This is a genomic window from Klebsiella sp. X1-16S-Nf21 (genome assembly GCF_002837615.1).
Lineage (GTDB): Bacteria > Pseudomonadota > Gammaproteobacteria > Enterobacterales > Enterobacteriaceae > Klebsiella > Klebsiella variicola.
The window spans coordinates 1-17490 of the sequence record NZ_PJDK01000094.1 but is presented as its reverse complement, the minus strand read 5'-3'; the positions used below and the strand labels follow the sequence as shown (position 1 = coordinate 17490).

Sequence of the window (17490 nt, the reverse complement as noted above, 5' to 3'; positions counted from 1 at the left end):
ATCACATCCGGCAGATTAGCGACCTCAAGCAGCGCCCGGGTACGAAAGATCGCCTGGGACTCTTCCACGCTCGGGCTGGTGACGTGTGCACCACGTTTGGGCGTTAAGGTGACCAGTTGCACAGCGGCGAGTCGTTGCAGCACCTTTCTGATGCCGGTGCGACTCACGGCGAACACCTCCGCCAGCGCCTCTTCCGGCAGTTTGCTGCCCGGAGGCAACTGATGTTCGACGATGGCCGTCATCAGCGCCTGGTAAATGCTTTCGTCCTTGTCCTGCAGCGCTGGCGCGGCCTGGAGACGATGTTCATTATTCATTAACCCACTCCGGTTTCACTTATCGATAGCAGATCGTATACATAAAATTTATTTTTTGTATACAATATTCATCATTCTGGCCTGGATCCTGCAATAGCCTCAGCAATCCATTTCAAAGGGTTTTCATTCAGAGGAGCAGGTTTCATGCCACATTCATCCCACACGCAGCAGAAGAAGACTCACGAGGCGGCCGCCAGCTACAGTCCGCGGCTATGTAATGAGGATCTGGCGCCCACCCGCGACCAGAACTGGAGCTGGTACAATATTTTTTCATTCTGGATGTCGGACGTGCACAGCATGGGCGGCTACGTAGTAGCGGCGAGCTTCTTTACGCTTGGACTGGCCAGCTGGCAGGTTCTGCTCTGCCTGCTGGTCGGCATCTGTATTGTGCAGCTGTGCGCTAACCTGGTGGCGAAGCCGAGCCAGATGGCCGGGGTGCCATACGCCGTTATCTGCCGTCAGGCGTTTGGCGTCTTTGGCGCCAATATCCCGGCGGTGATCCGCGGGCTGATCGCGTTCGCCTGGTACGGTATTCAAACCTATCTGGCGGCGAATGCCCTGATGCTGGTTCTGCTCAAGTTCTGGCCCTCCCTTGCCTCGCTGACCAACAGCAGCTTTCTCGGGCTGTCAACGCTCGGCTGGCTGTGCTTCGCCACCATGTGGCTGCTGCAGGCGATGGTGTTCTGGCATGGCATGAACGCCATCAAACGCTTTATCGATATCGCCGGTCCGGCGGTTTATGTGGTGATGCTGGCGCTGGCCGGCTGGATTGTATACAAGACCGGTCTGGATGGGATCTCCTTTACCCTCACCAGCAAATCCCTGAGCGCCGGCGAGCAGACCTGGCAGATGATCACCGCCACGGCGCTGGTCGTCTCCTACTTCTCCGGGCCGCTGCTTAACTTCGGTGACTTTTCCCGCTACGGCAAAAGCATGGGCGAGATCCGCCGCGGTAACCGCTGGGGTCTGCCGTTTAACTTCCTGCTGTTCTCGGTGGTCACCGTGGTGATTGTCTCCGGCACCCAGTCGCTGTTCGGCAAAATGATCACTGACCCGATCGAAACCGTCAGCCGCGTGGGTAACGATCTGGCGGTGGCCATTGGCCTGCTGACCATGATTACCGCCACCATCGGCATTAATATCGTGGCTAACTTCGTCTCTCCGGCCTTCGATTTTTCCAACTGCGCGCCACAGAAAATCAGCTTCCGTACCGGCGGGATGATTGCCGCGGTGGGATCGATACTTCTGACGCCGTGGAATCTGTTTAACTCGCCGGAGCTGATCCACTATACCCTCGACGTACTGGGCGCCTTTATTGGCCCGCTGTTTGGCATTCTGATCGCCGACTTCTACCTGATCAAACGCGGCCGGGTGTCGGTGGACGATCTGTTTGACGATACGCCGAAGGGCAAATACTGGTACCGCAACGGCTTTAACCCGAAAGCGATTGCCGCCCTGCTGCCGTCGGTGGGCCTGGGGCTGATCATCAGCTTTATTCCGGCCCTGCATGAAGTGGCGAACTTTAGCTGGTTTATCGGGGTCTTCCTCGGCGCCACCCTCTACCGCTGGTTGGCCCGCGACGAGCGTGAAGCACAGGCGACCGCAGCCTTTCATTCCGGCGCGGTAGCGCAAAAAGAGTAACCCTCCCCACCTGCCGCGGCGTCTGGCCGCGGCAGGCTGAAAACTGGCACCAATCTTGCTGTTTATCACTATTCCCAGGCGTTAAGAGAAGGCAGGTTCGATGATGGATTACCAGACCGCGGTACGCGGTGCATTTTTTGATATTGCCGGCGTGGCAGAGACCCCGGATGAGGTGGCTGCTCAGGCCCGTTATCTCGATGATGGCCTGTTGTTCTTGCGGGACGGGAAAATTATCGCGCTGCTGCCATGGCAGGAGGGTGAAGCCTTTCTGCATCCGCTGAAGGGCTATGTCGACCAGCGAGGCAAGCTGCTGCTGCCCGGGTTTGTCGATACCCACATTCACTATCCGCAGACGGAGATGATCGGCGCCTTTGGTGAACAGCTGCTGGAGTGGCTCACCACCTACACCTTCCCGGTGGAGAGTCAGTTTGCCGATGCGGATTATGCGCAGGAGATAGCGCAGTTTTTTGTTAACCAGTTGATTAGCCACGGCACCACCACCGCGCTGGTGTTTTGTACCCTGCACCCGGCTTCGGCCGAGGCGCTGTTCAGCGAGGCGCTGCGTCTGAATATGCGGCTGATCGCCGGCAAAGTGATGATGGATCGCCATGTGCCAGATTATCTGTGCGAAACCGCCGGTGAGAGCTACGAGCAGACCCGTGAGTTGATCCTCCGCTGGCATCAGCGCGGGAGGCTGGGCTATGCCATCACCCCGCGCTTTGCCCCTACCTCGACACCGGCGTTGCTGGAGGCCGTGCAGCGCCTGCGGACTGAGTTTCCCGACACCTGGCTGCAGACACATCTCAGTGAAAACCGCGAGGAGATCGCCTGGGTTAAACAGCTGTGGCCTGAGCATGCGCGCTATCTGGATGTCTATCATCACTATCAGCTCACTGGCGAACGCAGCGTGTTTGCTCACGGGATCCATCTCGATGATGCCGAGTGGCAGTGCCTGCATGACACCGGGTCCGCCGTCGCCTTCTGTCCGACCTCGAATCTGTTTCTCGGCAGCGGACTGTTCCGCCTGCCCGCCTGCTGGCAGCACCAGGTGCGGATGGGCATTGGCAGCGACGTCGGGGCTGGCACCACCTTCAGCATGCTTCGGACGCTGGGCGAGGCCTACAAGGTAGGACAACTGCAAAGCTATCGCCTGCGCGCCAGCGAGGCCTTCTATCACGCCACCCTCGGCGGGGCGCGCGCCCTGCGGCTGGAGGATAAAATTGGCAATTTTCAGCCGGGCAAAGAGGCAGATTTTGTGGTGATTGACCCGGCGGTCACCCCGCTGCATCGTCTGCGCACAGGCCGCTGCCATGACATTTATGAGCAGTTGTTCGTGCTGATGACCCTGGGAGATGAACGCAATATCAGCGAGACGTGGGTGAATGGCGAGCGGGTGTGGTGTCAGGATTGACCCTCACCCTGGCCCTCTCCCAAAGGGAGAGGGAACCGTTCGGTCATCGTTGCGACGCTGGCACGCCTCCAGGCCCTCTCCCGGAGGGCCTTTGAATTGCCTGGCACCAGAATTTGGGTAATCAAAAACTCATTGCCAGGCCTACGCCATAGCCCGTGGTGTTATTGCCGAACATATAGCGCGCCACCAGTCGGGTGCGGGTGATAAAGACCGGGTATTTACTGCTGTCCAGCTCGAGGCCAACCCCCAGGGAGGTCAAACCGGTAAAGCCCAGCGCCCCTCGCTGCTCGCCGAGAAATTCAGTATGCGCCCCCTCCAGCACATAACGCAGCGGGTTGCCCAGCAGCGTCCAGTCGGCTATCGGCGCGCGGCGGCGCAGATACAGGCCGAGATTCTCCGCGCTGGCCTCGCCCTGCACCACCTCGGCGCTACTGCCGAAACTTTGCAGATGCATATAGGAGTAACGCAGTTCGGCATCAATATCCTGGGTGGCAGAGAAGCGTTCGTAATCCAGCATCAGTGCCCCGCCCAGCCCCCAGGCGTTGAACCGACCGCCGTCGAGAAATTGCAGATCGGCGTTGGTTTTTCGCTCAATTGCCCAGCTGCCAATACGCGCATCGCTGGCCAGGGTACCGAGCATCACATTGACGATCGGCCGCAGCACCAGGTTGCCTCCGAGGCTGTCCCGGTGCAGCGAAAAATCCCAACCGACGCCGCCGGTGGTGGTCAGACTGTTCCATTTGGTCGGCACATTCCGCGTCTGTTCGCCATTGCTGACCACAAAGCGCGGGTCGTAACGGCTGTAACCCATCGTACCTTCAAGGTACAGAGGAAACGACTCGCTGAGGGTTGCCCCGCCGCCAAACTGGGTGATGGCCAGATTATGTTTGTCGTTGCTGCCGGAACCAATGTTGAGATCGCTGGCGGTCACGTCAGGGACGACGGTATAGCTCATCAGAGTCAATACGGCATCGGCACGCTGTTTGATGGCGTGGCCGTTCGCCGCCAGCGTCGCTGGCGCGGAAAGCGAAAGTACCGACAGGAGAACGAAAAGACGCACCATATGTCGTTTGCCACCTCAGCGACAGGCTAACAATATTGCCACCTAAATCAGCAGGCTGGCGTTCACTCAGTATAGTCGATGAGTCAGCCTGCGCGTCCGGCGGGGAGAAAAAGCATCGGGCTGGTCAGGCCGCGCCTCCGCGGCTATGCAGCAGTTCCACATTTTCAAACGGCAGGCGCGAGACCCGGTTGCGCCCACCATTTTTGGCCACATACAGCGCTTTATCGACGCGGGAAAAAAGCTGATCAATCGCTTCCCCGTCATGGTGTTCGGCCACGCCGATGCTCACCGTCACCGACAGCGTCTGATACTCGCTGACCGCCTGGCGGATCCCTTCCGCCAGTATCAGGGCGCGCGCTATCGGCGAATGGGGTAAAAAGAGCAGAAACTCTTCTCCCCCCCAGCGATAAATTTTATCTTCGCGATCCACCGACGTTTCCAGAATGCGGGAGATCACCAGCAGGACTTCATCCCCTTTTTGATGACCGTGAATATCATTAATGCTCTTGAAATGATCGATATCGATTAACAGCAGACAAAAGCCTTGCGCGATAAATGACGGCGCCTCGACGAGGCGATAAAATTCACGGCGATTAAGCAATCCGGTGAGCGGATCGTGGGCGGCAGAGAATTCCAGCTCTTTTTTCAGATGCACTTCTTCGGTGATATCGTGAATAATGCATAGCATCAGTCGAATATTATAAAGCACTACGGGCCCGGCGTAGGTTTGGACATGGCGCAGCGTACCGTCGGCTAAAATATGCGTAAAATTAAGCGGTTTATGCCCGCCAGGCATATTGGCAATATTATTCATGATGGGGATCACGTCCCGACCAAGGGTATTAATTTGCCAGGTATGTTTATTGCGCATTTCCTCATCGGAATAATGATAAAAACGCAGCGCCGCAATATTGGCATCGACAATTCGACCATCCTTACTGGGATCGAACAATAGCATCGGCGCGGTATTGGTCATAAAAAAACGGGCAAAAAAACCATTGTTGCGTCGCTGATAACGGCGGGAGCCGGTATGAATGGATTGATTTTGCGCCAGCAGCTTCACGGCTTCAAACAGCAATAAGGTACCGCTGTCGTCGGTGTCGACCAGGGTGGTTTTACAATATACCGACTGCAGGCCCTTGCCCGTCTGTAACGTCCAGACTTCAAATATCTCGGTCATCGTATCGAGATAGCGAAGATAATGTTGTAACTGCGTTTCAGGACAGGTCGAATAGATACCGTTACGCATCTCCTTCAGCGACATATCGCCGCTCAATGTCCGGGAAGCCGGATTGGCATAGACCACACTTTCAGTAAAAGGATGGACTACCCATATCGGGGTGCTTAATACATCAAAAACAGCCAGTTCTTTTAATAACATACAGGCCCCAAACCGACCAATTCCCGGCGCAGAAGCGACACATAACGATATGCGTCCCTGACGCTGGTATAAAGTGATAACAAAGAAACCGAATAGCCTTAATGACGCGCGTGCGCGGCAAGTATAGTCGGTTCTGCACGCAGCGACGCCCACCCGAGGCGACTTTGCGCGTGGTTTAACCGTCTGGATGCGATAATGTCTTTTTTATTAATTCTATTTCAACAGCATAGCAGCAATACCAGAACTGGTAGTCGCTTTTGATCACAGAGTGTGTCTATCGGTCTTTTCGCCCGTTGGCTGCGTATTGGCTTTGTCCAGGATGCCCGCATTGCGGCTTTTATGCCCAGACTAATCGTGATAGTTTCTATCATAACTCTCATCACAAACGGCCATCATAGTGAAAAAATCCGCTACTAAAATCACGCTTGCCGATATCGCACGTGAAGCCAACGTCGGTATTGCCACCGTCGACCGGGTGCTCAACAAGCGTGCGGCGGTGAAGGAGTCCACGGCATTGAGCGTACTGGAGGCGGCACGACGACTGGGGTTTACCCTCGAGCAGCCCCACTATCGCCTGGCGGCGGGGAAAGCGCCGGTCACGGTCAGAATGGGGTTTATTCTGCTGCAGGAGACCCACTCCTTCTACCTGCCGCTGGCCCAGGCGCTGACGCGAGAGGCCGCCCCATGGCTACCGGCGGGCCAGGTGCCGGTGATACTGCATTTTGCCATCGATGCGGTGGAAGCGATGGCTCAGGCCATTCACCGGCTAAGTGACGAAGTGGACGTGTTAGGCCTGGTGGCGCTGGACCACCCGCTGATTCGCCACGCGGTGGCCCGGGCTGCCGCCCGTGGCGTTCGCGTGTTCACCCTGCTTTCGGATCTGTCGGTCCCTCAGCGCAGCGGATATATCGGCCTCGATAATCAAAAAGCCGGGCGCACTGCGGCCTGGTTTATTGAGCGCTTATGTCGGGGTAATGGCGAAATTGGCATTATCATTGGCGACAATCGTTTTACCTGTCAGGAAAGCTGTGAGATCAGCTTCCGCTCCTGCCTGCGTGAACAAGGCATGGGGCAGCAGATCCTGGAGCCGGTTCGCAGCCATGAACGGGCGGATATCGCCAGGAGCGTGACGGAGCAGATGCTGAGTCAGTACCCGGCCCTGCAGGCAATCTATGCCCCCTGCGGCGGCGTCGAAGGCATTGTCGAGGCGCTGCGCGACAGCGGCCGTCAGCAGGCGATCACCCTGGTCTGTCACGGCCCGCTAAACGACAGTGAACTGGCCCTGATCGATGGCACCATCGACATCATGCTTAACCACCGGCTGGATGCGTTTGCCGCCGCCACGCTACGCACCATAACGGACGCGGTTTCGCGCTCGCCGAGCGAGGTGATTTCTCTCCCTCAGCCTTTCGATATCATCACCAAAGAAAATATGTAAACTCCCGGCCCCGCCGCCGCCGGGGTCAGTTAACGGGCAGACCGCGCCCGCCCTCAATTTGATAAAAAACTATCAAAAACACCATCAATACAAAGCATGATGGCCATCAAAAAATCATCATTCCATCATTGTTGAGAATGAAATATTTATTCAATACTCAGCGGCATCCCCTGTGTAAAAAGGAAGCCAACATGACACTCTCAATCGCCAATGCCCCCTGCAGCTGGGGCGTGGATGACCCGAAAAACCCTGACCTTCCCGCCTGGGCTACCGTGCTGAAGGAGGCGGCGCAGGCCGGCTATCGCAGCATTGAGCTGGGGCCCTGGGGCTACCTGCCCACCGACCCGGCCAGCCTGCGCGCGGCGCTGGAGCAGCATCAGTTGTCGCTGGTGGCCGGTACGATCTTTGACGATCTGGTCAGTGAGGCCCATTTCCCCACCCTGGTGGCGCTGACCCATCAGATCTGCCGCAATCTGTCGCAGGTTCCGGCCGCCGAACCCACGCCAGGGCATCCTGTTCAGCCGCCTTACCTGGTAATTATTGATTTCGGCAACCCTGAACGGGCGCGCTTTGCCGGGCGCGGCGCGCTGGCTCCGCGACTCGATGACAAAGACTGGCAGCGCATGATGGCGCACATTACCGCCCTCAGCACCCTCGCCTGGCAGGAGTACGGTGTGCGGGCGGTTATCCATCCCCACGCCGGGGGCTGCATCGAATTTGCGGATGAAATCGAGCGGCTGGCGAACGATATTCCACACGACGTCGCGGGATTGTGTCTGGATACCGGGCATCTCTACTACGCCGGTATGGATCCGCTCGACTGGCTGGATCGCTATTACGCACGACTCGACTACCTGCACTTCAAGGATGTGGATCCGCAGGTTTACCAGCGCGCCCTCGCCGAGGGCATCGACTTTTTCACCGCCTGTGCCGAAGGGGTAATGTGCCCGCTCGGCAGCGGCGCCATTGACTATCCGGCCATCAAACACTTTCTCGCCCGCCGAGGATATCAGGGCTGGATAACCATTGAACAAGAGCGCGACCCGCGCCATGCCGCAGGCAGCCTGCAGGCGGTCACGGAAAGTCTGCGCTATCTGCGCGACGTGGGATTCTGACAGGAGACGCAACATGATTAACGGTTTAAAACCTCTCGATCGCACTCTGCGCTGGGGCATGGTCGGCGGCGGCGGTAGCAGCCAGATCGGCTATATTCACCGCTCAGCGGCGCTGCGTGATAATACCTTTACGCTGCTGGCCGGCGCCTTTGATATTGATGCCGAGCGCGGACGCCAGTTCGGCCAACAGCTGGGGGTGGATCCCGAGCGCTGTTACGCCGACTACCAGAGCCTGTTCCGCGGCGAGGCGGAGCGTCCGGACGGCATTCAGGCGGTGTCGATTGCCACGCCAAATAACACCCATTATGCCATCTGCCGGGCAGCGCTGGAGGCTGGGCTGCACGTGGTGTGCGAAAAGCCGCTGTGCTTCAGCAGCGAGGAAGCAGACGAACTGGTGGCGCTCAGCCAGCGGCAGCACAAGATCATCGGGGTGACCTACGGCTATGCCGGCCACCAGCTGATCCTGCAGGCCCGACAGATGATCGCCGACGGGCTGCTGGGCGACATCCGTATCGTCAATATGCAGTTTGCCCACGGTTTTCACGCCCAGCCCGTGGAGCTGGAAAACGCCAGTACGCGTTGGCGGGTCGATCCTCGCTTTGTCGGCCCCAGCTATGTTCTGGGCGACCTGGCCACTCATCCACTGTTTCTGGTTGAAACCATGGCTCCGCAGCTGAACATCACCCGGCTGATGTGCGCCAGACAAAGCTTCGTCAAAAGCCGCGCGCCGCTGGAAGATAACGCCCATGTGCTGATGGAGTATGACAACGGCGCCGTTGGCTCGCTGTGGAGCTCCGCCGTTAACTGCGGCTCCATGCACGGACAAAAGGTGCGTATCGTCGGTGAAAAAGCCAGTCTCGAATGGTGGGATGAACAGCCCAACCAGCTGCGCTATGAAATCCAGGGCGAGCCGGTGCGTATCCTCGAGCGCGGCATGGACTATCTCGATCCGCTGGCGCGTCAGGATGACCGCATCGGCGGCGGCCATCCGGAGGGACTGTTTGAGGCATGGTCGAATCTCTATCGCCGTTTCGCCATCGCCATGGATGCCGCCGACCGTCGCGACGAAGCGCTGCTGGCCGACTTCTGGTATCCGGACGCTCGCGCCGGCGCGTTCGGCGTGCGCTGGGTGGAAAACTGCGTACGGTCTGCCGACAACGGCGCCTGCTGGGTCGACTTCCGCTAACTCACTGGCTCAGGGCGCTCGCCCTGAGCCTTTATGGCTATTTTTCAATTCGTGCCAGCTGGGTCTTATCCGCCTCACGTGCGCTATCCGCCAGCGCCTGGAACGCGCCGGCGCCATAGTATTGCGCGGGAACCGGCAGCGCCTGCATATCATGCCCTGGGTAGATCTGCAGTTCGCCGAGGTCGCGTAAGCGGAACCCCCCAACCTGCTCCGGCATGGTCAGGCGATACGGCGGCAGGGTTTCGAAAGGGACCGGCGTCGGCAGCCGATTTTCCTGCAGATCGTAGTTACGTTTCAGCACCAGAAACTTATCCGGCACCCGCCGGTGACTGTTCCACCAGTCGCCGTCGATCCGCTGAAACATCGCTTCCGTCTCCCCTCTCGTCGCCACCATCAGTCGGGTCAGCGCCTGTTTCAGCGCCGTATCCATGGCCTGGTTATAGTCTTCCAGCGAACCACCGTGGCCGCTGAGGATCACGTTAATCGCCAGCCTGGCGCCGAGTAAATTGGAGTAGAGATCCTCCGGCGAAAAAGCGGAGATCTCCTCAGAAAACCCGGGGACCGACTGGAAGCCATACCACTGGGCAATCTCATGCCATTGGGCAATTTCGAAGGCCAGATGACCCGCCAGCCAGGCGGCCAGCTGATAGCGCTGCCTGACGCCCGCCGGCGGCGTAAAGGCATTCAGCTGAACGCGGCGTACGCCCAGCTCTTCACTGTAGAAGATCCGCCCCGCCTGGCCCAGCGTCGGCGCAATACGATTGAACAGATAGAAGGTGTAGTCCGCCGTATCGCGCACATGGGCGATATCAATAAACCCGCCGCGACGGGTATAGATGAGCCCGTTCTGCTCCTCGCTGAGCCCCAGCAGGTTTTTCACCGCCCCGAACGCGCTATCGTTGTAATGGTGCTTGCCCAGCGTATCCAGGGTCAGCACATTGCCAATCTGGTATACCGGGATCGGGATGCCCACCGCGCGCACGTGCAGGTCGTAACCAAAAGCGCAGCACGGTCGCAGCGACTCCGGCGGCGGCAGCTCACCCAGGGTGGGCACCGGATGGATCGCCGTCACAGCGGGCAGCACCGGATCCTGCGCCAGCGCCGGCAGCGACAGTGCAAACAACAGCCATAAGGCTTTACGCATCAACAGCCTCTCCACAACAACAAAAGAGCGCGCATCTTACCGGCAGATGGCGCCAGCAGTTTTAGTTAAAAACGGTATTCACCGGAGACAAAGAAGCTATTGCGCTCGTTAAAACCAAATTCAGTCAGCACGTTAAAGTTTTTGGTGACTTCATACTGGGCGCCAATCAGCATATTCCAGGGTGAGGTTAGCTTCTGCTTGACGTCGAATTTCCCCTCGCCGTCTTTATTGACTGCGGCAATCAGGGGCTGAAGCTCTGGCGGCATATGCAGGTCGGCCAGATCGCCTTTAAACTCCTGCTGCACGTCCTGATACATGCTCCCGACCCACAGGCTGAGGTGGGACGGCCCGTCGATCCCCTGAAAACTGAAGCGGTAGCCGACGCGCGGCGAGACGGTGACCGCCGAGATGCTGCCGTCGAGAATATCGAAATCGGTACGGGTGTAGTTAGTGTCTACTAACCCGAACCAATTGCCGTATCCCCCGGCGAGCGTAAAGCCGGTTCCCCAGGTGGTTCCTTTGAAATCAAGCGTAAAATCAATATTCTGCAGTTTTCCGCTCTGATAAAGCTGGTGAACCGCGCCGGCGATCACCCGATCCAGACCGCGAAACTGCGAAGGATCCGAATCCACGGAGACCTGGGAGACAGACGACCCGCGGGTATGCCCCACCAGCCCGTAAACGTTGAGAAACGGAAAGACCCACATATCGAGGCGCAGGTTTTCGGTTTTGCTCTTCTCGCGGGTGTGCCCGGCATCGATGGCGAACATATCGCTGGGAATGGGATGGTTGCCCAGCTTAAGCCCGGAAAAGGTAATACTGTCGACCATGATATCCTGACGGATATTCATATAGCTCAGGTTGACGCCGTAGGGTAACGGGATCGAATACCCCCGGGCGCGTGCCTCATCGCCCCATATCGGAAAATAGCTGTCGCTCTCGCTCTGCTCCGCGGCCGACGCGCCACAGGCCGCCAACAGCAGCGTTAACACCGTTCCGGATGCTCTCATTGTTATTCTCATGTGTAGTTATAAACCCGAACCGACATTGCAATAGACCGCCTGCTCATGCTCACTGAACGCCACGTCAATCCCGGTACGCAAACCGTACTGCCGTGCAATCAGGTAACGAAAACCGGCCCCCCATGCCACCTCTGACTGTTCCGCTGGCGTGCGCGCCGCGCACCCCGCGCCAACGAATCCCTGCAGGATCCAGCGCGGGGTGAAGGCCCAGGGAGGTTTGCGCCGTGACCACGTCGTCGCCCTGATAGCGGTAGCGCGAAATAGGGACATCAAAGGGTTATCATGGTGGATGAATGACTGATTAATGGCCCGCGACCGCCAGTGCGGACAACAGGAATTTCATGCTTACTCCGGGGCTTTGGGGACGCACGACACGCCTCACGAACAGTATTAACGCGACGGGGTAATGAAAATATAACGTATGAGAATAATGCTCACCAACGCGCAGTCGCCTGTTTTTCGGGTATTTTTAAACGAAAAAGTGCTGGCTATCACAGAAAAATGCCATCGCGATACAGGGCAGCGCGGTGATTGTATTCAAAAGGTGAATATCGTATAACATAGCGCTACCGAGGGGTGTCCCGTGAGGGCTGAGATGGCGCAAGCCGAACCCTTTGAACCTGATCTGGGTCATGCCAGCGAAGGGACGGGTCGGCAATTTTGCCTGCATTACCGCCATTGCCTGTTCACACCCCTGCACGCCCGGATCTCCCCTGAATATCTGGAGGTCCTGTGATAATTCCCGCGTTTAGCCATGGTCTTTATGGCCGTTTACGCCAGCTGGCCGCCGCTGACTGGCAGCACTATGTGGCGCATCCTTTCGTCCAGCAGCTTGCCGAGGGCACCCTGGCGGAAAGCGCATTTCGTCGCTACCTGACCCAGGATTATCTGTTTCTGATCCACTTTGCCCGCAGCTATGCGCTGCTGGTGAGTAAACTGCGCACGCTGCCGGAGATGCGGGCCGCGGCCGCCTCAATGAACGCCATCCTCAACGAACTGCCGCTGCACGTCGGTTACTGCGCTCAGTGGGGCATTAGCGAGCAGGAGATGGCTACCCAGCCTGAAGCGCCGGAAACCATTAACTATACCCGCTACGTGCTGGATATTGGCCACTCGGGTGATGCGCTGGATCTGCTGGTCGCGCTGATGCCCTGCGTGGCCGGTTATGCGGAAATCGGTCTCGGCCTGCTGCAGCATCCCGCCACCCGACTGGACGATAACCCCTACGCCTCGTGGATCCGCAACTATGGCGATGAAGGCTATCTGCACGGCGTCAATGCCGCGCTGGCGCTGCTGGAAACGGTATGGCAGCAGCGCGGGAGCGAGGCCCGGATCACTGAGCTGAGCGAGATTTTCACCACCGCCACCCGCCTTGAGGCGCAGTTCTGGCAGATGGGCCTCAACGCGACGGCGGAGACCCGGGCGTGACGGCGCCGGGTATCGAGGTCCGTGGCCTGAGCCTGCATTTCGGCGACCGTCGGTTGTTCGACAACCTGTCGTTTACGGTCCCCGGCGGGCAGTGGGTGTCGCTCCTCGGCGCCAGCGGCGCCGGCAAAACCAGCCTGCTGCGGGTGATGGCCGGTCTGGCGCCCGCCACCCGGGGAGAAGTGGTCGCCAGCGATGGGCAGCCTATTCAGGGCCGTCTGGCGTGGATGGGGCAGAAAGATCTGCTCTACCCCTGGCTGAGCGTCCGGGACAACGTCGCCCTCGGCGCGCGGCTGCGCGGTGAAAAAGTCGATCGTGCCCGGGTCGCCGCCCTGCTTGATCAGGTTGAGCTCTCGTCCTGCGCCGACGCCCGGCCGGCAACCCTCTCCGGCGGCATGCGTCAGCGCGCCGCGCTGGCCCGCACCCTGTATGAGGATCGCCCCATCGTGCTGATGGATGAGCCTTTCTCGGCGCTGGATACCCTCACCCGCACGCGCATTCAAACTCTGGCAGCCACCCTGCTGGCTGGTCGCACGGTGGTGCTGATCACCCACGATCCGCAGGAGGCCTGCCGGCTGAGCCACCGCCTGCTGGTCCTCTCGGCGGCCGACGGCGACATCGATGACAGCCATCACCTTGCCGGCACACCTCCGCGCGCGCCGGACGCGCCCGATCTCTTGATTAGCCAGGCCGCCCTGCTGCAGCAACTGATGAGGGCCCATCCATGACCGGACGTCTCTGGCGGGGAGGTATGGTGTTCTGCGGCCTAATGATCCTCTGGGGTCTGGCCAGCCGCAGCGGCATTCCTCACTTTCTTTTACCCTCCCCGATGGCGGTCGCCGAGGCGCTGTGGGTTAATCGCGCCTATCTCGGCTGGCACACGCTTATCACGCTCAGTGAGATCCTGAGCGGCCTGGCGCTGGGCGTGACGCTCGGTGTCACCCTGGCGCTGGGTATGATCCTCTCTCCGCGTCTGCAGCGCTGGCTGATGCCGCTGGTCCTCACCAGTCAGGCGATCCCGGTCTTTGCCCTCGCCCCGCTGCTGGTGCTGTGGCTGGGCTTTGGCATGAGCGCCAAAGTGGCAATGGCCGTGCTGGTGATTTTCTTTCCAGTGACTTCCGCCTTCTTTGATGGCTTGCGACGGGTCAACCAGGAGTATCTCGATCTGGCGCGCAGCATGAACGCCTCCTTCGGCGCTCAGCTGCGGCATGTCCGCCTGATGGCTGCCCTGCCTGCGCTGGGCTCGGGCCTGCGGATGGCGGCGGCGGTGGCGCCCATCGGCGCGATTATCGGCGAATGGGTCGGCTCCGCTGAGGGGCTGGGCTACGTCATGCTCAATGCCAATGCGCGGCTGCAAACCGATATCTGCTTCGCCGCGCTGTTTATTTTAGTGCTACTGACCCTCCTGCTGTGGCTGGCGGTAGATACCCTGCTACACCGGCTGATCGACTGGTCACCGGAATAAAGATGAAGTAATAAAGGAAAACAGATGAAAAAGTCGCTTTTCGCCGGGGCAACCCTGACGGCCCTGGTCAGCGGCCACGCGCTGGCCAATGAACCGCTGACGCTGGTGCTGGACTGGTACATTAACCCCGACCATGCGCCGATTATGGTGGCCGAGCAGATCGGCGCCTTTAAGGCTCAGGGGCTGGACGTCAAGATTGTCCCTCCCTCCGATCCCGCGCTGCCTCCCCGCATGGTGGCCGCCCGTCAGGCGGATCTGGCCATCACCTACCAGCCGCAGGTGCACTTCTTCGCTGACGAAGGGTTACCGCTGGTGCGCGTCGGGACCCTGATTAACTCGCCGCTGAACACGGTGATCGCTCTCAACAAGCAGATCAAAACTCCGGCAGATCTGCAAGGTAAGAAGGTGGGCTATTCGGTCAGCGGCATTGAGCAGGCCACCCTGTCGACCATGGCGCAACACGCGGGGATCGATCCGGCCAGTATCAAACTGGTTAACGTCAATTTCCAGCTGACCAGCGCCCTGCTGGCGGGCCAGGTGGACGCGGTTATCGGCGGCTACCGTAATATAGAAGCGCAGGAGCTGAAGCTGCAGGGCAAAACGCCGGTAGTGATGAACGTCGAAGATTACGGCGTGCCGGCCTATGACGAGCTGGTGATTGTCGCCCATCGCGACGCGATTCATGAGGCGAAGATCCGTAAATTCCTCACCGCCCTGCAGGCCGGTGTGAGCTATCTGCGCGCCCATCCCCAGGAGAGCTGGGAGGCGTTCGCCGCCGCCCACCCGGAGCTGAAAACCGAACTCAACCACCAGGCGTGGCTGCAAACCGTGCCGCTGTTCGCCACCGATCCGGCGGCGCTGGATAAACCGCGCTACGAAGCTTATGAACAGTTTTTATATAACAATAAGTTGGTGAAAAAAGTCACACCTTTAACAAATTATGCGGTGGAACTGCATTGAGACTTGCTATCGCTGACGGAAGGCATTCCGTCAGCGTTTTAACGCAGCGGCAATAAAAATATAGAGACTTTCTCACTAATAATTACACTTTAAAGGGTTATCGTGACACGCAGTTGTTCTATTATAATTCAGCAGGTTACGTTAATTATTGCCCCGGTAAGAATAACGTCAAAATAACGCAATCAATAAAACGTTGAATGCGGATTTAAAAAGCCATATATTGTGCGCGCTTTATGAATGCCAATTCAATTCCTTAGACCAATTATTCAACCAGCGTTCAACCGCAATGCTGGTTGTGGGAGTGATATGATGACGGATAAAGTCCGTATTGATACTTTACGTGCCGATTTATTAGACGCAAACAACGAAACCTTTTTGGCCCGTCAGGCCGAATTCGAATCGAATGTCAGGAGTTACCCGCGTAAGTTACCGCTGGCTATCACTAAAGCTGAAGGCGTGTGGCTGACGGATGCGGATAACAAACAGTACCTGGACTGCCTCGCGGGCGCCGGTACTCTCGCTCTGGGCCACAACCACCCTGATGTATTGCAGAGCATCCAAAGTGTCATTACCAGCGGCTTGCCGTTACATACCCTCGATCTGACTACCCCGTTAAAAGATCGTTTCTCCGAATACCTGCTCTCTTGCCTGCCGGGCGAAGGGAAAGAGTATTGCCTGCAGTTCACCGGTCCTTCCGGCGCTGACGCCGTGGAAGCCGCGCTGAAACTGGCGAAAAAATACACTGGCCGTACGGCGGTGATCAGCTTCTCCGGCGGCTATCACGGGATGACCCATGGCGCGCTGTCCGTCACTGGCAACCTGTCGCCGAAAGCGGCGGTTAACGGCATGATGCCGGAAGTCCAGTTCATGCCTTACCCGCACCTGTATCGTTGCCCGCTGGGCATCGGCGGCGAAGCCGGCGTGAAAGCCCTGACCTACTACTTCGAAAACCTGATCAACGACGTGGAGAGCGGCGTCCGTAAACCGGCGGCGGTGATCCTCGAAGCCGTGCAGGGTGAAGGCGGCGTGAACCCGGCGCCGGTCGAGTGGCTGCAGCGCATCCGCAAAGTGACCGAAGAGCATGGCATTCTGCTGATCGTCGATGAAGTGCAGGCTGGCTTTGCCCGTACCGGTAAATTCTTCGCCTTCGAGCACGCCGGTATCCAGCCGGACATCATCGTGATGTCGAAAGCGGTCGGTGGCGGTCTGCCGCTGGCGGTGCTGGGCATTAAAAAACAGTTCGACGCCTGGGAACCGGGTCACCACACCGGCACCTTCCGCGGCAACCAGCTGGCGATGGCTACTGGTCTGACTACCCTGCGTCACCTGCGCGACAACAAGATTGCCGACAAAGTCGCTGCCCAGGGCGAGTGGCTGAAAGGCAAACTGGCCGAGCTGCAGAAGCGCTACCCGGTCATTGGCCACGTACGTGGTCTTGGTCTGATGATCGGTATCGAAATCGTCAAGCCGAACGAAGCGCAGGATCACATGGGCTGCTACCCGGCTGACGGCGAACTCTCTGCCCTGCTGCAGAAGAAATGCTTCGAAGCGGGCCTGATCCTCGAGCGCGGTGGTCGTCACGGCTGCGTGCTGCGTCTGCTGCCGTCCCTGCTGATCAGCAACGCGGAACTGGATGTGTTCCTCGACAAATTTGAACAGGCCCTGCTGGCCGCCGGCGTAAAGCCGGTCTGAGTGGAGTCAGTGACCACCATGTCCACATTGAATCCGATTCTTGCTGGTTCAGCGCAGAGCGTTGAAGCCTATCAGCAGGTTATCGAGCAGACCAGCCAGGCCGTTGTGCAGTGGCTGAAGCAACCTGAGATGTATCAGGGGAAAAGCGTTGACGAGCTGCGTGAGCGTATCTCCCTTGAATTTAACGAACAGGGTTTGGGTAACCAGGCGGCGATTGATCGTGCGATCGAGTA

Annotated in this window: 15 protein-coding genes, 2 pseudogenes and 1 riboswitch; of the genes and pseudogenes, 11 read left to right on the top strand and 6 right to left on the bottom strand. The window is 58.6% G+C overall.

Features of this window, described 5'->3' with window-relative positions:
• Positions 1-314, bottom strand: a 314-nt coding sequence (locus CW267_RS26810) for a GntR family transcriptional regulator (protein WP_133124761.1), incomplete at its 3' end; no start/stop codon positions are given.
• Positions 315-458: 144 nt separating this feature from the next.
• Between CW267_RS26810 and CW267_RS26805 the strand changes: the two genes are divergently transcribed.
• Both CW267_RS26805 and guaD read left to right on the top strand, forming a co-directional pair.
• On the top strand, positions 459-1955 hold the full coding sequence (locus tag CW267_RS26805; protein WP_100781004.1) for an NCS1 family nucleobase:cation symporter-1: 1497 nt from the start codon (positions 459-461) through the stop codon (positions 1953-1955).
• Between the two features lie 100 nt (positions 1956-2055).
• A complete protein-coding gene (gene guaD / locus CW267_RS26800; RefSeq protein WP_032735669.1) occupies positions 2056-3366 on the top strand; it encodes a guanine deaminase in 1311 nt (436 codons plus the stop codon).
• A gap of 121 nt (positions 3367-3487) precedes the next feature.
• On the opposite strand, the gene CW267_RS26795 is transcribed toward guaD, so the two are convergent.
• Both CW267_RS26795 and CW267_RS26790 read right to left on the bottom strand, forming a co-directional pair.
• Positions 3488-4429, bottom strand: a complete 942-nt coding sequence (locus CW267_RS26795) for a hypothetical protein (RefSeq protein ID WP_004189966.1) — start codon at positions 4427-4429, stop codon at positions 3488-3490.
• 124 nt (positions 4430-4553) lie between these two features.
• Positions 4554-5810, bottom strand: a complete 1257-nt coding sequence (locus tag CW267_RS26790) for a sensor domain-containing diguanylate cyclase (RefSeq protein ID WP_100781003.1) — start codon at positions 5808-5810, stop codon at positions 4554-4556.
• A 397-nt stretch (positions 5811-6207) separates the two neighbouring features.
• On the opposite strand from CW267_RS26790, the gene CW267_RS26785 reads away from it, so the two are divergent.
• The 3 genes from CW267_RS26785 to CW267_RS26775 all read left to right on the top strand — a co-directional run bounded on the left by CW267_RS26785 (position 6208) and on the right by CW267_RS26775 (position 9549).
• On the top strand, positions 6208-7248 hold the full coding sequence (locus CW267_RS26785) for a LacI family DNA-binding transcriptional regulator (protein WP_023322663.1): 1041 nt from the start codon (positions 6208-6210) through the stop codon (positions 7246-7248).
• Between the two features lie 191 nt (positions 7249-7439).
• On the top strand, positions 7440-8363 hold the full coding sequence (locus tag CW267_RS26780) for a TIM barrel protein (protein ID WP_064166524.1): 924 nt from the start codon (positions 7440-7442) through the stop codon (positions 8361-8363).
• 13 nt (positions 8364-8376) lie between these two features.
• Positions 8377-9549, top strand: coding sequence for a Gfo/Idh/MocA family protein (locus CW267_RS26775; protein ID WP_022065966.1), 1173 nt, complete (start codon positions 8377-8379; stop codon positions 9547-9549).
• A 37-nt stretch (positions 9550-9586) separates the two neighbouring features.
• On the opposite strand, the gene CW267_RS26770 is transcribed toward CW267_RS26775, so the two are convergent.
• From CW267_RS26770 to CW267_RS26760, 3 genes and pseudogenes are all read right to left on the bottom strand, one after another.
• On the bottom strand, positions 9587-10693 hold the full coding sequence (locus tag CW267_RS26770) for a DUF4056 domain-containing protein (protein WP_023340192.1): 1107 nt from the start codon (positions 10691-10693) through the stop codon (positions 9587-9589).
• 65 nt (positions 10694-10758) lie between these two features.
• Positions 10759-11703: a hypothetical protein gene (locus tag CW267_RS26765; protein WP_012968151.1), complete on the bottom strand. Its 945-nt coding sequence runs from the start codon at positions 11701-11703 to the stop codon at positions 10759-10761.
• Between the two features lie 18 nt (positions 11704-11721).
• A pseudogene (locus tag CW267_RS26760) lies at positions 11722-11977 on the bottom strand (glyceraldehyde-3-phosphate dehydrogenase); the annotation flags it as partial.
• A gap of 300 nt (positions 11978-12277) precedes the next feature.
• Positions 12278-12379, top strand: a riboswitch (TPP riboswitch).
• Positions 12380-12447: 68 nt separating this feature from the next.
• Here CW267_RS26760 and tenA point away from each other — a divergent pair.
• The 6 genes and pseudogenes from tenA to CW267_RS26730 all read left to right on the top strand — a co-directional run.
• On the top strand, positions 12448-13143 hold the full coding sequence (gene tenA, locus CW267_RS26755) for a thiaminase II (protein ID WP_012968150.1): 696 nt from the start codon (positions 12448-12450) through the stop codon (positions 13141-13143).
• Positions 13140-13868 carry an ABC transporter ATP-binding protein gene (locus CW267_RS26750; RefSeq protein ID WP_064165772.1) on the top strand — a complete coding sequence of 243 codons (729 nt, stop codon included), beginning with the start codon at positions 13140-13142 and terminating at the stop codon, positions 13866-13868. The genes tenA and CW267_RS26750 overlap by 4 nt, the downstream gene beginning before the upstream one ends.
• Positions 13865-14605, top strand: coding sequence for an ABC transporter permease (locus tag CW267_RS26745; RefSeq protein ID WP_012968148.1), 741 nt, complete (start codon positions 13865-13867; stop codon positions 14603-14605). The genes CW267_RS26750 and CW267_RS26745 overlap by 4 nt, the downstream gene beginning before the upstream one ends.
• A gap of 24 nt (positions 14606-14629) precedes the next feature.
• On the top strand, positions 14630-15565 hold the full coding sequence (locus CW267_RS26740) for an ABC transporter substrate-binding protein (protein ID WP_008804789.1): 936 nt from the start codon (positions 14630-14632) through the stop codon (positions 15563-15565).
• Positions 15566-15871: 306 nt separating this feature from the next.
• The gene (locus tag CW267_RS26735) at positions 15872-17257 is read left to right on the top strand and encodes a diaminobutyrate--2-oxoglutarate transaminase (RefSeq protein ID WP_008804788.1); all 1386 of its coding nucleotides are present in this window, start codon (positions 15872-15874) and stop codon (positions 17255-17257) included.
• A gap of 9 nt (positions 17258-17266) precedes the next feature.
• A pseudogene (locus tag CW267_RS26730) lies at positions 17267-17490 on the top strand (aspartate aminotransferase family protein); the annotation flags it as partial.